This is a genomic window from Dyadobacter sp. BE31, from assembly GCF_031457695.1.
Taxonomy (GTDB): domain Bacteria; phylum Bacteroidota; class Bacteroidia; order Cytophagales; family Spirosomataceae; genus Dyadobacter.
In genome coordinates this window covers 114,000-129,367 of the sequence record NZ_JAVDXA010000003.1, presented here as the reverse complement: position 1 = coordinate 129,367, position 15,368 = coordinate 114,000, and the positions used below count along the sequence as shown (strand labels likewise).

At 52.2% G+C, this 15,368-nt stretch carries 7 protein-coding genes; all 7 read right to left on the bottom strand.

Annotated elements, in window-relative coordinates:
- Window positions 1-129 precede the first annotated feature (129 nt).
- Complete coding sequence (locus J2Y43_RS16240; RefSeq protein WP_309984516.1) at window positions 130-1,215, bottom strand: FecR family protein; 1,086 nt, start codon at window positions 1,213-1,215, stop codon at window positions 130-132.
- Window positions 1,216-1,300: 85 nt separating this feature from the next.
- On the bottom strand, window positions 1,301-1,882 hold the full coding sequence (locus J2Y43_RS16235) for a sigma-70 family RNA polymerase sigma factor (RefSeq protein ID WP_309984514.1): 582 nt from the start codon (window positions 1,880-1,882) through the stop codon (window positions 1,301-1,303).
- A 159-nt stretch (window positions 1,883-2,041) separates the two neighbouring features.
- Window positions 2,042-4,390, bottom strand: a complete 2,349-nt coding sequence (locus J2Y43_RS16230) for a TIM-barrel domain-containing protein (protein WP_309984511.1) — start codon at window positions 4,388-4,390, stop codon at window positions 2,042-2,044.
- 182 nt (window positions 4,391-4,572) lie between these two features.
- A complete protein-coding gene (locus J2Y43_RS16225; RefSeq protein WP_309984509.1) occupies window positions 4,573-5,742 on the bottom strand; it encodes a glycan-binding surface protein in 1,170 nt (389 codons plus the stop codon).
- A 19-nt stretch (window positions 5,743-5,761) separates the two neighbouring features.
- On the bottom strand, window positions 5,762-7,387 hold the full coding sequence (locus J2Y43_RS16220; RefSeq protein ID WP_309984507.1) for a RagB/SusD family nutrient uptake outer membrane protein: 1,626 nt from the start codon (window positions 7,385-7,387) through the stop codon (window positions 5,762-5,764).
- A gap of 38 nt (window positions 7,388-7,425) precedes the next feature.
- Window positions 7,426-10,644, bottom strand: coding sequence for a TonB-dependent receptor (locus tag J2Y43_RS16215; RefSeq protein ID WP_309984505.1), 3,219 nt, complete (start codon window positions 10,642-10,644; stop codon window positions 7,426-7,428).
- A 384-nt stretch (window positions 10,645-11,028) separates the two neighbouring features.
- The gene (locus J2Y43_RS16210) at window positions 11,029-15,147 is read right to left on the bottom strand and encodes a two-component regulator propeller domain-containing protein (protein ID WP_309984503.1); all 4,119 of its coding nucleotides are present in this window, start codon (window positions 15,145-15,147) and stop codon (window positions 11,029-11,031) included.
- Window positions 15,148-15,368: the final 221 nt, after the last annotated feature.

Here is a 15,368-nt window from a genome sequence, read left to right as displayed (position 1 = left end):
TGAACTGGTTTTGTTAATTAATTAAGAAACGATTGACGAACTACACCTTTCCTATCCTTGCGAGGGAGCAGAAAGGGCCTTATAACCGGAAATGTTGCGAGCATTTCCGGTTTTTTATACCTGCACTTATTACTGTTTACATCCTTTACCTTCAATCAGAATTTCGCTACCCATTACCCTATACGTAGCATTCAACGTTTTGCAAATGACGCGGAGCTTGTCGTAGAGGCTCTCATCTTCCAGCGCCACAATCAGCGAGCATTCTTGGAAGGTTGCGCTATCGTACACCAGGTTAATACCATATGCTTTCGACAAAACAGCGAACACCTCATTGACCGGCGTGTTTTCAAAAGTGAAATGATCGCGCACCAGCGATTTGTCAACCACGACGGGGTTTTCAACCAGTGTTTTGGCTAAATGTGCGCTTTCGCGGGAGTAGACAGCCTTTTGATTGGGTGTCAGCACAAGTCCCGAAAGTTGGGCGCTTTGCTTTTCGGGCAGGGCTTCGAACCTGTCCTGTGGGACTACGGCCACTTTGCCAGTCACTACTGAAACCGTCACATCCTGGTCATCCTCATTCGCTGCGATCGTAAAACTGGTCCCCAGAACCTTGGTAACCAGCCCATTGGAGTGAATGACAAATGGTTTCTGAGCATTCTTTGCGACATCGAAAAATGCCTTTCCACGGAGGAAAACTGTTCTGGTAGCAACATTAAAATCCTTGTCGTATTTGAGAACAGTATTGTTTTCCAGCCTGATAGTACTCCCGTCGGGCAACTTGATGTCCCTCGCTTTGCCGGATGTATTGCTTTCCTCGGTCATGTCCGACAAAGCGGCAATGGAATCCTGCCAACCAAACCCCGGCTGCTTTTGGGCGCTAAACCGGTATCCACCCCAACAAATCAGCAACACCGCGGCAGCCGCTGCTACCCGCCAAAATACAGGACTGAAAAACACGGTCTGCGACTTTTGGGCCTTGCCCTTCTTGATATTTTCCCAGATTGCCTCAACTACCTGATCATCCTCGCGACTCTCCTGCGAGGCCTTCAACGACAAAAGCAGTACCCTGGCCTGCTCCACCACCTGCTGCTGCAAGGGATACTGCTTGCAATAGCCATCCCAGAAATCCGAACCAGCCATTCCCAAGGCCCATTCCTTGAAAGAATCGTCGGCGATAAAATCGTTGAGTTTGTACGAAGAGCGATCTCCTTTCATCAGGTCATGTGTTTTTTAACACCTAATGGAGAAACCAGCTCTTTTTAGTCCACTCTATTTCAAAAAAATTGCAAAAAATTTTCAACTAATTGAATAAGAGCATTATAAATGTAAATAATTTTACATTTTCTTTAAGAAATTTAAGCCCGCTATAAATGAGCTTACAAGCCGATTGGTAATTCAAACCCATGATCTCAGCTATTTCTTCGTTATTGAAATCGTGAAAATACCGGAGATTTATCGCTTCCTGCTGCCGTCTGGACAGTTTTAAAATCGTTTTCTGCAACCGTTCAATGCGCTCCGATTCAATTTCATGATCGAAAAAGTAGAAAGTAACCGACGGGTCTGATACTGTTTCGTAAGCGTTATCGAGCGGAAACGAATGATCGGGTTTCGACAGCTTACTCAGCTTGTTACGCAATGACCTGAACAGATAGAATTTAATGGAGGTTGTGTCCTTCAACCGTTCCCGGCTGTTCCACAATTCGATGAACAGATCCTGAATGCTATCCTGAACCTGCTGCCTGTCCGGGTTGATTTTATTTCCGTAATTCAACAGCGCCTGCACCTGGGTCCGGTACATCTCCCCAAAAGCCGCTTCATCTCCCGACTTGAATGCCCTCCAAATCAGCAGCTCATCCGTACCCTGGTCGTTAAATGGTTCCATTGTGCAAACTGTAATCGCACAAAGTAATTCATTTCAGCTATATCAAACAAAAATTGTCAACAATTCAAGATTAAATTAAACAAAATGAATTTATGGTTACTTCCGTGAGTATTCACACCCGTCAAAACAAAACCAATAGGTAAAATCATCGCCGGAGCCTCACCGGATTTCCCATTTAATTTTCCCTCCGAACGGATCGGTATTCACCACATACTTGCTTCCCTTTTTCTTGAGGACAACCTCCTTCACACGCTTCTGGCCAGGCAGGAAAAGTTGCACTTTGCCCGTGGTGCCGCCGCCATAGGTCGCCAATGTGATGTGTGACCAGTCGATATCACTGGTCGACTGTGCTACGCCAACGTGCGGGAGCACTGCTCCTTCGCGCACCATGATCACCACGTCCAAATCCCCGGCTGCGATCTCGTGCCAACCGCTCCCGTAGACTTTGCCGGTCTGGTAGTCGGTCCATTTACCTTTTGGCAGATACACACTGCGGGTTTTGCCATTTTCGAAAAGTGGCGCGACAAGCAGGTCTGAGCCCAGCATGTATTGATTATCCACCAGCCAGGCTCCGGCGTCGTCGGGGAACTCTACCAGCAATGCGCGCACCATCGGCAACCCTTTTTCCGAAGCGAGTTTTGATTGGGTGTAAATGTACGGCATGAGCTTATACTTCATTTCCACCGCCTTCCTGAAATAGTTCTGAAAGTCCTCGCCATACTCCCAGGGCTCTTTGGGCGCCTGCCCGTGGGTACGGGAATGCGAGGCGAGCAGCCCCATTGGCAGCCAGCGGCGGTATAGATCTTCCGGGGTTTTCATCGTAAACCCGCCGATATCGTGGCTCCAAAACGTAAAACCCGACAATCCCAGCGACAAACCGCCCCGCAGCTGCGCTTCCATGCCTTTGTTAGTTGTTTCGGCATCGCCGCCCCAATGGATCGGGTAACGTTGGCTACCGGCCCAGGTGCTGCGGGCCCAGATAATGTTGTCGCCGGTCATTTTGCGGGTCAGTTCGGACACGATTTTGTTGTAACGCAGCGGATAGAGATTATGCTCGTAAAAACCGGTCCGCCCCGATGCATAAACGCCCGACAGTGGCGCTGCCTCTCCGAAATCGACCTTTATGGCCGAAACACCGAGTTTCAGTAGTCCTGCGATTTTATCTTCATACCACTTCACCGTATTCGGGTTTGAAAAGTCGAGTACGGCGTCCTCATAAGGAAGGGTGCCGTTGGCATTTTTAACTGCCAGACCATTTGTCACAATTTCGGGATACAACTCATTTTTTGGTACAAAATAAGGCAGCTGCCATAGCGAGGTACGGAAACCCTGCTTTCTCAGGTCGGCGATCATGCCCTCAGGGTCCTTGAAACGGCTCGGTGCGAAGCGGTAATCGCAACGCCAGTCGGTTTCGAACCAGCCGGTATCGAAATGGATCACGTCGGACGGAATGCGGTTCTGGCGAAGTTTGGCGGCTACATTCCGGCCATCCTGTTCCGAGAAATAGGTAATGCGGCTCATCCACAGCCCGAACGACCACAATGGCGGCATGGAAGCCTTGCCGGTCAGATCGGTATAGGCGTCCAGAATGTCTTTGGGTTGCCCAAGGAATACGAACAGGTCCAGGTTTTCGTCGCCGACCTGCATCGCATTCGACTCCCCGTAAGTAGCTCCAAAATCGCAAGTAATGGGTGATGTGGTATGCATGAACATACCATACCCACGCGAGCTCATATAAAATGGAATGGGTTTGTACATGGTCGGCGTTTCGACGCCGTTGGGATCGTGGGTCCACAGCACCAGTTTCTGGCCGTTTTTATCCAAGCGGGTAAATGACTCCCCGCAGCCGAGTATCTTTTCGTCGGGCGAAATGGAAAACACCGCGGCCACACTGCGCGAATAGTCGGATGCCCTGCGGACGAACGAAAAGGGCAATGTAGGCGTGTAAGAAGCCTTGCCGTCGGCCTGGCTGCGGGTTTGGGTCAATACCTTGCCGCTGGCATCGCGAATGAGAATTTTCCAGGGATTTTCATAAATGGTCACCGACCCGTAAGTGCCGGTATACTGATGTCCCCCGCTGATACGGTCGTATCTCCACGAAGCATCTTTTCCAGGCTCGCCCGTAAGCATCAGCGAGGCGCCCGAAGCGGGTCCCTGCGCGCCCGTTTTCACACGGATGCGCACCGTACGCGGAGAAGTGAATTCGATGGAAAATGGCAAGACAGGGTCCTGGGCATATTCAATGGCTGGAAACTCGTTGCTGAACGAGCGCTTGTAGCTCAGCATCGAGTTATTGAAGTTATGGGCCGAAAACGGCTCATTTCTTTTCCATTTGATTTTCCCCGCACCGGTAGCTGGTTCGAACGAGGCGAGGCTGTCGGCAAAGAAAATAGTATTGGAAAAATCGCGGAAATCACCGCTGATATCGACCGGTTCGTTGACGAGCCTACTATGCTGGGCGCTGGCTCGGAAACTGGCTAGTAGCGTTAGTAAGAGGCTGTAAGCCATAAGCTTTAAGCTATAAGCATCAGGCTGTAAAATGTGAGGTATCTGGTGGGTTGGACGCTTTAAGGAGTACATGGAGTGCTTTTCAAATGTGATACCTGTTTGTCCGGCCACCGGAGGGCAACCCTGCAATAGTGTTGCGGGCGCCCAACCGATGGCGGATAATGTATTTTTCGGCATCGTACCTATTTTTTTACGATCCGGAAATTGTCCACGCTACCGTTGAAGGAAGCAATAGCCACATCGGGCGAACCGAACGACACTTTCAGGTCGGTGATTTTGGAAACGTCGGCAATGGTAGATCCCGAAGCACTTTTAAACTCGGAGAGCTCGATGACGGCGGTCTTCCATCCGTTGGTCAGGTAACCCGCCGAAGCGTATTCGGTGGAATTCCAGGGCTGGAATGAATAGATGTACTCGGTGCCCCCGGCGCCAATGGTAATCTCGTACCTTCCTGCTTTCCAAGGCTCTGCAATGTTATGCTCGAATTTGAATTGGCGCGTCGAAGCATCTCCGGCTATTAATTTGAAGTCGAAGTAGCAGGTCGAGAAGACCCACCCGTCGTTATAACCTGCGGCTGGCAATTTGGTTTGCTTGATCCTGGAAAACTTACCCGAAATGGCTTGCGCGTCAGTAGCGGCCACGATGGGCGCACCACCCCAGCACACTGCCGCATCCCAGGTGGTGGCAGGTACATCGAAATTAACCATGTTTCCCGTAACCAGGTCGTTGATTTTGAAGTTCGTTTTGGCAGTACCAAACTCTCCTTCCACAGTGATAATGTCCGTAGCAGCGGCGGCAGGCATTTTAGCGGTAACCTGCTTCACAGTCGAGCTCACGATCTGCAAACTGGTGTTACCCAGCTTCACCGACTTGATGTTATAGAAGTAATCCCCATTGATTACCACCGTGCCATTGGCCTTCACAAACTCGGAATACAAGCCTGAAATGACCGGTACCGGCGCTGTCAGTACGAAATCGTAAGTAGCCTCTCCGCCCTTGGTAACGACTTTAATCTTGTTGGGCACAGCCGCGTCCACGGCTTTGGTAGGCGCATTGGCGGGAATGGTAATGACAATATTCGAGTTGCTGCCCAATGCGGAGTTGAAACTTGCTTCGAAATCGTTGAAATACACTTTCAGCACGCTGCCCAGGTTCTGGCCCTGGATCACGATCAGGCTGCCCGGCTCGGCGGCAGTCAGCGAGCTGTCGGCTTTTGTGGGATCCAGCAGCCGTACATTGCTGATGGCCGGCGCGCCGTCGATATCGTCGTCATTACAGCTCTGGAACGACAGCAGCATACCTGCCGCCAGGAGCAGTCCCAGCCCTGCTTTACATATATTTCTAAAATTCATTGTGGTCACAGATTTGGAGTTAATCGACTAGTTTGCTGAAATCAAAAGCGACCGGCTCGTTCTTCAACGAAGGCGCATTCACGATCTCACTTTCAGGGAACGGCAGGTACAATGTGGCGTCTGTGAGCGGGTAATATTCCGCCGGCGAATAGGTCACATTGTATTTTTTGGGATTGATAGAGCCCGCTGTGTAAGTCATCGTGTAGTTTTCCTTATGCTGCCCGGCCGTGTAAGCGATCGCTTTGGCTGGATTGAAATAATACCAGCGCACGATTTCATTCCATGAATTACCCTCAAACACAGTTTCCACCCTCCTTTCCCGGAAGATATCCTCGAAAGTCAGCGAGGTTTTCGCAGGCATACCCGCTCTTTTACGCACAGCATTGAAGTATTCCAATGCCTTGGTATCGGCCGTGGTTGCGTTGTTGCCCAATACCGCATCCGCGTAGATCAGGTACACTTCCGCCAGGCGCAGCATGTAGGAGTTGATATACGCCGCCATGAAGCCGCCGAGGCCACCATTATCGGCCGGCGAGCCGATAATGTACTTTTTAATGGCCGACAATGCCCCCGGACGGTTGTATTTCAACCCGCCGGTCGCCTTTTGAATGTTAGGATAAACATCGGTATCGAACATCGCGATCGCCTTCCTTCGCAATGAATCGGCCGGATTTTCGGTGAAATATTTCACCAGGTCCGCCGAGAGTCCCTGTGCCGCACCCCAGCCGTCGCCCTGGCCAGTAATGTTGGCGTCGTAAGCAAAATACGCCTGGAACGAGTTGTTCACGCCCCACGGGCTGCTTACTGGCATCCATTGCAGGGAGAAAAGGCTTTCCGGATTATTTTTTGATGCATTGTGGTTAGCGCTCTCGAACAGCTCCGCATACGTAGGAGCGAGCGCAAGGCCGCTTTTGGTGATCACGCTTTCCGCATAGTATTTCGCACTGTCCAGGTCCGACTGGTTGCGGGTACCTTTCTGGTTCAGGCCCGAGCGCATCAGGTACATGCGTGCAAGCATTCCTTCCGCCGAATACTTGGTGAGGCGGCCCTGTACCGTCGTTACCGGTAAATTTTCGGCAGCGAAGCGATAGTCGTTGATCAGCAGCTTCCATACATCCTCGATCCGGTTGCGGACGGGCGGCGTGTTGAGCTGCGCTACATTGTCGTAAACAATGGGCACGGCTCCCCAGGAGGTCACCAGGTAATAATAGGCCGTGGCGCGCATGAAGCGGCATTCGCCCAAGCCCTGCGCTTTTACAGCTGCGGAAGCGGTGCTGCCCTGTGCCTCTTTAATGGCCTTGTAAGCATTGTTGGCCTGCGCGATGATCTTGTAAAACGACTTGTAGCCCGGCAGCAGCGTGCTCACGTCTGTCGACGGAATGGCGTGCTTAATATAGGCCGTGCGGTCGTTGGAATTGAGGTTACCGGCGCGCGCTTCCTGGAACGCCATATTGGCCTTATCGTTGAAATCGAACCAAACGATATTGTAGAGCGGCCCTGTTCCGGCCAGTATCTCGTCGTCGGTTTTGTAAAAGTTACCCGACGTCATCGCGTCCAGCGGCGGGTGGTTGAGGAACTCCTCGCCGCATCCCTGCAAGAGCATCACTGCCGCGATAGCCGCTATGAATCTGAATTTGAATTGCATATAAATATCTTTTTGAAATAGATGTTGGACCAGCCGGCTTAGAAATCAGCCAGCAAACCGAATGAGTACATGCGCACGGATGGGTAACGGCCCGTATCGATGCCGGCCATCACCGTACCGCCATAATTCACCATCCCGATCTCCGGATCGTAGCCTTTGTACTTGGTGATCGTGAATAGGTTCTGTGCTCCCACGGACGCTCGCAACCCTCTGATGAAGAAGTCTTTCAACATCGATTTCGGGAAGTTGTAGCTGATCGTGATGTTTTTCAGGCGCACATAAGTACCGTCCTCGATGAAGTTGGTATTCATACGATTGTTGGCGTTCGGGTCACCCGGTGCAATACGCGGGATGGTATAACCCGGGTTGGTGAGCGTCACAGTTTCCGCATCGGCCGCATTGTAACTACTTGGCTTGGCATAGTTTGCCACCGATTTCCACTGGTTGCCGAACACCCCGCCGTTGCCAGGTATTTCGGCCCGGTAGCGCGGATAGTTGAGAATGTCGTTTTTAAAACTTCCGGTCAGGAATGCATTCAGTTCGAAATTCTTGTAGGTCACGTTGTTGTTGAAACCGAGGGTAAATTTCGGCCATGGGTTACCGATCACGGTGCGGTCTTCGGCGTCGATAACCCCATCGCCGTTCAGGTCGCGGAACTTGGTATCCCCTACCCAGCTGCCCGTTGCCGGGTTGATCGTCAACTGACCATTCGAGGTCTGTATGGCGTGGTTCTTGATATCGTTGGCATCCTGGAAAAGACCGTCGGCAATGTACCCGGTAATCATGCTGGCAGGCTGCCCAACTTCCGTTTTGAAACCTACCGATGTGGCATTCCAGATCGGTGTAATCGGGTTCAGCAGCGAGGTTACCTTGTTGCGGTCGAAGGAGAGGTTGATCCCCGTTTTCCAGTAAAAACCGCCTTTGTCGATATTCACGGTATTCAATGTGAAGCCGATACCGCGGTTTTTCATCGAACCTGCATTCACTGCCGGCCAGCTCAGGTAACCCGGCGAATAAGCGATGTCGCCGCCGTAGGTGAATGGATAGGAGTTGACGGTAATGAGGCTGGTAATGTTCTTGATGTACGCATCTACGATCAGCTCCACGCGATTGCCGAACATGTGCAGGTCGAGCCCGCCGTTGATCACATCGTCCTTTTCCCAGGTCAGAAATTGGTTGGCGAAGTTGGACGCCAAAAAGCCCGTTCCCCAGCCGGTAGGCACGGTTTGCAAGGTCGAGTAAATCGCATTGCCGCCGCTGCCCTGGTTACCTGAGCGACCTACCTCGAAACGCAGTTTCAAATCATTGATCTCCTTTACATTTTTCAGGAAAGGCTCTTCCGACACGCGCCACGCCACCGATACAGCCGGGAAATTACCCCAGCGACGGCCTTCGCGGAATGAGGAGGAACCGTCCATCCGGTAAGTTCCCTGCAAGAAATAGCGTTCGTTGAAGCTATAATTCACGCGGGCGAAATACGATTCGCGCGAGCCGCCACCCTTGCCGCTGTTGTTGCTCACATTGGAAATCACCGAAGCATCCCCGCCGGAAAGCTCTTCGATGGTATTGGTAATAAACTTCTTACGCGTACCCGAGAGCGACTCGTAAGCAAACTCCTGCGCCTCGTGACCAGCCATAAGGTTAATACCATGGCGACCGAGTTTCAAATCATAGGTTAACCGGCTATGCAAGCTCCACCAGGTGTTGGTATTCACCGAGCGGGTCGAGGTGGCCGCATCTTGTGACACCACGTAACCGCCAATGGTATACGACGGGTGGAACGAATAGTATTTCAAAAATTCGGCGCTACCGTTCGCTTCGGTGTGCCAGGTAAGGTTTTTGGCCAGCTTCACATCGGCAAAAAGGCTTCCCAGGATCGAAGTGCGGCGGTTGTAATCGTTGTAGATCTTCGAGATCATCACCGGGTTTGTGAACTGGAACTGCGTGGAAGTAGGTCCTCCCCAGCTGCCGTCGGGATTGGTAACGGGCACGCTTGGGTTCTGGTCCAGAGCCAGCTGGATAATGCCGCCGTTGTTGGTATTCACTTTTTCCTCGGTGATACCCACACTCATATTCGCGCCGATTTTCAGCCAGCTGCGGGTCTGGTTTTCAAGATTCAAACGGCTGTTGTAACGTTTGAAGCCCGAACCTTCCACGATCCCTTTCTGGTTGAAATATTCCCCCGACAGATAATAGGTCGATTTTTCGGTACCACCGCTGAGTCCCAACGAGTATTTTTGAAGGGTCGTAGGCCGGAAAAGCGCGCTCTGCCAGTCGGTACCGCTGCCGAGCACCGACGGATCTGCAAATTGCGGCTCGCTGGCCGTGCTGCCCACCGCCGCAGCTTCGTTTCTGAACTGCGCATATTCGCGCAGGTTCATCACATCGATATGCTTAGGCTCCGCCTGCACGGTCACGAGGGAATTGAAGGTGATCTTGGCCTCGCCCGCCTTACCACGTTTGGTGGTGATCATCACCACCCCATTAGCGCCCACTGCACCGTAAATAGCGGTCGCCGAAGGTCCCTGCAAAACGTTGATCGTCTCGATATCGTCAGGGTTAATACTCGAAAGGATATTCGAAAAGCCCGTAGGACGGTTGTTAGGGTCATCCTTCATGTTATCTGGTTTGATCTGCACACCGTCGATCACGTACAATGGCTGCGTGGTACCGGTGAGCGAGCTCAACCCTCGGATGAGTACCGAAGGTGCCGCCCCGGGCTGGCCCGAGTTCTGCTGCACTAACACGTTCGCCGCGCGCCCCTGTAAGCCCTGTTCGAGCGAGGTGTTGATGGTTTTGCTCAAATCCTTACCCGAAACCGTCACTTGTGAGCTGGAAACGTCGGTCTTTTTCATTTCCCCGTACCCTACTACCACCACTTCTTCGAGCGAGGAGATGCTTTCTTTCAGTTTAATGTCGATTTTGGTTTTGTTTCCGATGGCCACCTCCTGAGTCTCATACCCGATGAAGGAAAACACGAGCGTGCCGCCCGAGCTCGCTTCAATCGAAAACGCCCCGTTGGTATTGGTTGTCGTACCGTTGGATGTGCCCTTCACCACCACACTCACGCCGGGTATTCCATCACCTCGTTCCAGGGCAACGACCGTCCCGGTAATAACTCTTTTAGTTTCCGACTGCGCAAATGCGCCGACGGCCGTACCCATGATCCCGAGTGACAGAAGGAGAGGTCGCAGCAACCCGGCCAGCAAGCGCAAACGCCGCTTTGCCCGCCTTGTTTCGTACAAATTTTGTTGCATGTTGTTTTGTTTTAAAAGTGACTATTGGTTCATCCCGATTTAGACATTTCCGATATCCCGGGGTTGCGCACCGAACAATGGGATAAATCGAATGAATAGTTGGACAAATGTGTCTCTTAAAACCATGCGGCAAGGGATCCAAATGTTTACAAATAGGGCATCATTTGTAAACCGGCACGAAAAATCGGGCTATTTTTTCGCCTTTTATTCCAGTTTGAGCATGTACAAACGGTACGAACAGGTGAGCAAGTAATGAGCAGGTGTTAGCGATCGGCAATAAGAGTATCGGAGTGGCGCGTTGCACTATTCCAATACCTACCATCGGAAGGCCTGCGGAATTGCGGTTTTGCAAAATGGAGTTTTCCGGCCGCTTCGGAACATGCGCTACGCCTCTGCCCCTTGCTTTTTGCGGTACTCGGTAGGCAGCATCTGATATTCTTCTTTGAAGAGCTTAGCGAAGTACTTGGGATTGTTGAAGCCGACCTGGTAGGCGATCTCGGAGACTGTCAGCTGGCTCTTTTCAAGCAGGTGGGCTGCTCTGCGCATACGGATAATGCGGATGAACTCGACGGGTGTTTTACCCGTTAGCGAAAGTATTTTTTTATACAGATAAACGCGGCTCATCGACATTGCCTCACTCAGCTGCTCCACCGTGTATTCGGCATTGGAAAGGTTGTCCTCCACTACTTTCACGGCGCTATTCACAAACTGCTCGTCCATCGACCGCACGGCCACTTCATTCGGGCGAATCTGCACGTGCTGCTGGAACTGCCTTTGCAACTGCTCGCGTTGCACGATCAGGTTCGAGACCCTGACCAGCAAAATATCCAGCCTGAACGGCTTGGTCACATACGCATCAGCGCCGGTTTGGTATCCCTGCAATTGCTGCTCGTCCTCTGCGCGCGCAGTGAGCAATATCACCGGAATGTGGGACACACGCCGGTCGGTTTTAATGGTCCGGCAAAGCTCGATCCCATCCATTTCAGGCATCATCACATCACTCACGATCAGGTCCGGGACATGTTCAAGGGTCATGTCCAGGCCCGTCCTGCCGTTAGCGGCTTGCAGGACGCGGTACTTTTTCTGAAACACTTCTTTGAGATACTCCCTGAACTCGTCGTTGTCTTCCACCAGCAGGATCAAAGGCTTTTCTTTACCTGCCTTTTCCTCGGTAAGATCAATTTCGATACTCGGCGCGTACACGGGGGCCGCCTCCGTTATGTCCGCAGGCAACTCCCTCGCAAGGCTTTCACGCAGGGGCAGTGTGATGGTGAACGTGCTGCCCTTGCCTACTTCACTTTCCAGTTCGATGGTGCCGCCGTGCATTTTCACAAACTCGCCGGCAATGGACAGCCCGATACCGCTGCCCTGGTTCACAATGTGCCCCGGCATAGGATGCTGGTAAAAACGGTCGAAGACCTTCTGCTGCGCCTCGGGCGGAATGCCGATACCGGAGTCTTCAACGCTGATTTCCAGGGCCTGCCCACTCTGCTGCTCCACCGTCCGCAGCCGCACGGTCACCTGGCCGTTTTCAGACGTGAATTTGAATGCATTCGACAACAGGTTATACATCACCTTCGATAATTTATCCTGGTCAAAATCGGCATAGCGCGATTCCAGGTCACTTTCAAACCGGTACCGGATATGCTTGTGCTCTGAAAGGTCGGAGAATGTCTGCGTGATTTGCCTTATAAACTGCACGATGTCTCCGCGCTCGGCCATGAAACGGGCTTCTTCGACTTCGAGCTTTTTAAAATCGAGCATTTGCGTTACCAGATTGAGCAGCCGCTGGGCATTGCGGTGTATGAGCGAGAGCTGCCGATGCACGGTATGGTCGGAGCGGATGCCGCGCAACAGATTTTCGAGCGGTGTGAGCATGAGCGTCAGCGGCGTCCGGAACTCATGGCTCACGTTGGTAAAGAATTTGATCTTCATCAAATCCAGTTCATGCATTTGCTGGGCATACCGCCGCTCCTGTTCGAGCTTGAAATTCATCCGCTCCCGCTCGATCAGGATCCAACGGGCGATCATCAATGCGCCTGCTATCAGCAAGAAATACAGTAAATAGGCCCAGGGCGTCCGCCAGAACGGCGGCAATACCCTGATTTCCAACAGGCGTTCAGTTGCAGCGCCGCCTTCTTTGGTTTTAACCTTGAACACATAACTACCCGGATCAAGGTTGGTGTAGGTGACCCGGCGGGTGTTATCGGCCTCAAACCACTGGTCGTTAAAGCCCTGTAAAGTATAGAGATAATGATTCTTCTCGGAGTGAAGGAAATTCAGCGCTGCAAATTCAATGGTGAATACATTCTGGCTGTGTTCCAGCACGATGCGTTCCGTTGTTGAAATGGATTTTTCAAGAACCTGACTGCCGTCCGCGAGGATTCCGGGACGAATGCTTTTATCGAAAATCTGAAAATCGGTCAGCATCACTTTCGCAGCGGCTCGCTCATCGGTCACGCGTGCGGGATCAAAAATCGAAAAACCGTTGGCCCCGCCGAAAACCAACTCGCCCGAACGCAACCGGAGTGCCGCGTTCTCGTTGAAGCCGCGGCCCTGCAAACCATCAACCTCATTATAGGTACGTACTTGTTTGCCGACCCGGAAATTCACTACGCCTTTCGGAGTACCAAGCCATAATTGCTGATGCGCGTCAATCACTACGGTTAATATGGAATTGTCGGGCAGTCCGTGACGGGTGTCATAAGTTACAAATACATTTCGCGCGGCATCAAACCGGTTGAGGCCTTCGGAGGTTCCAGCCCAGATTGTACCGGCATTATCCTGCGCCAGCGCGGTCACCGCGTCGCTGCTGAGGCTGTTAGCGTCGCCGTCGGTATGCTGGTAATGCACAAAACGGCCGGTCTGACGCATCAGCACGTCGATTCCGTTCGCGGTACCGATCCAGAGGTTACCCTGCTTGTCTTCCAGCATGGCCGAAATGTAATCTGAGCGAACGGAATTGGGCGCCAGGTTGCGGTAATGCCTGAATACCTTCGATGACCGGTCGAACGAATCAAGCCCGTCGGCCATGGTACCTACCCACAATCGTCGCTGTGAATCTTCGAATAGCTCCCAAACGCGGTCGTCGATCAGACTGGTCGAATCGGCCGGATCGTGCAGGTAGCGGGTAAATTTTTGTCCGTCGAAACTGTTGAGTCCCCCAAAGTAAGTCCCGATCCAGAGTACATCCTGCCGGTCGAGAAACAGACTCACGATCACGTCATTACTAAGGCTACCGGCATCTCCTGGCTTGTTCCGGTACTGCCGGAAGCTGTTGTTGGCCCGGTCATAGTAAATCAGCCCGCCTCCGTTGGTGCCTACCCACAGATTACCCTTGCGGTCTTCTGCAAACACATTCACGTCGTCGAATGGCAGGCTGCTTGCATCGCCGGGCAGATGGCGTACAAGCGAAAAACGGAAGATATGTTGGTGGTAATTACAAAAGCCCTGCTTAAAGGTGCCCGCCCAGATCATTCCGGTAGCGTCCTTGTACAATGCCTGGATGCTGTTCTGGCTGATTGTCCGGGAATCGCCGGGATTGGAGCGCAGCGTGGAGACCCGACCGGTTTGCTTGTCGAGGATATTGATACCTCCATGGTCGGTGCCGATCCAGATCCGACCGTCGGGACCAGAGATCATCGCGCTTACGGCATTGTTACTGAGCCTGAAATCGGGCCCGGACGTTCCAGCAATGCGGAGCGTGTTCTTTTTAAAATCGAAATTAAATGCCCCGACAGCCGCTTTGACGATGTACACCCAGGGCTCGCCCTGTTCATCTACAAAAACCTTGTGATTAGAGAGCTTGCCCAGGTTACGGCGCTGCAACAACGCGCTTCGGATGTCAACCCCCTGCGTGCGGGCATTCACCCGGGCGAGCAAACCGTCGTCGCATACGACCCAGAGATTCCCCTGTGCGTCCTCATCGAAATCCGAAATCGCACGCGTGCCCGGCGCATCCTGGGTAGGCCCGAACCTTACCTTGATGAGCTGCTTTGAAGCTGTACGATATTTCAGCAAGCCCAATTTGCTGTGACTAATCCAGTAATCGCCCGAACGGGTCTTGATAATGCGGTTGAAACCGGCGTCCGGCAGCCCGAAACGCTTTGCTGCGCGGTTCGCATTGCGATCGATTGTTTCGGTAACCGGGTCGTAAATATTGAAGCCCAACAGGGTGCTTATCCAGATATACCCTTGCGGATCTTCAAACAGTGCATTCACCTGATGGTCGGAAATGCTCGTGGAATCGGCCGGATCGTGCTTGAACACCCTGAAAGAATAGCCGTCGAAGCGGTTGAGCCCATTAGCCGTACCGATCCACACGAATCCACGGCTGTCTTTCAAAAAACAATTGACCTGATTATGAGAAAGTCCTTTTTCGGTGTTGTAGCGAATGAATTGATAGTCCGCCGGCCGCGCCGCGTCAGGCTGGGCGGCACCACTTCTCACCCAACCAACAATCCCTATGAGGATCAGCCACCAATTGATTACCCACCGATTCATTCCTGTGAAGGTAGCATCGTTTTCTTGATTTTCCCGCTGCATTTTACCTTGGCAAGCCCGAATCCGCCTGACGCACATCCGAGCGTTGAGCTTAACGATTCGTAAGGTGATTTCAACGACACTTTTCGGCTTTCGGCCGATCCTGCATTGCCGGTTGCAGCTGCACCTTCTACATTCGTTTCAGTTCGGTTCTCACCGAAGCAACGCAAGATCTATTCAAT

Excerpts from the sequence above, each read along its gene's own strand:
- J2Y43_RS16240 (WP_309984516.1), bottom strand. The coding sequence starts at position 1,215 with ATGAAAGGAGATCGCTCTTCGTACAAACTCAACGATTTTATCGCCGAC.
- J2Y43_RS16235 (WP_309984514.1), bottom strand. The coding sequence starts at position 1,882 with ATGGAACCATTTAACGACCAGGGTACGGATGAGCTGCTGATTTGGAGG.
- J2Y43_RS16230 (WP_309984511.1), bottom strand. The coding sequence starts at position 4,390 with ATGGCTTACAGCCTCTTACTAACGCTACTAGCCAGTTTCCGAGCCAGC.
- J2Y43_RS16225 (WP_309984509.1), bottom strand. The coding sequence starts at position 5,742 with ATGAATTTTAGAAATATATGTAAAGCAGGGCTGGGACTGCTCCTGGCG.
- J2Y43_RS16220 (WP_309984507.1), bottom strand. The coding sequence starts at position 7,387 with ATGCAATTCAAATTCAGATTCATAGCGGCTATCGCGGCAGTGATGCTC.
- J2Y43_RS16215 (WP_309984505.1), bottom strand. The coding sequence starts at position 10,644 with ATGCAACAAAATTTGTACGAAACAAGGCGGGCAAAGCGGCGTTTGCGC.
- J2Y43_RS16210 (WP_309984503.1), bottom strand. The coding sequence starts at position 15,147 with ATGAATCGGTGGGTAATCAATTGGTGGCTGATCCTCATAGGGATTGTT.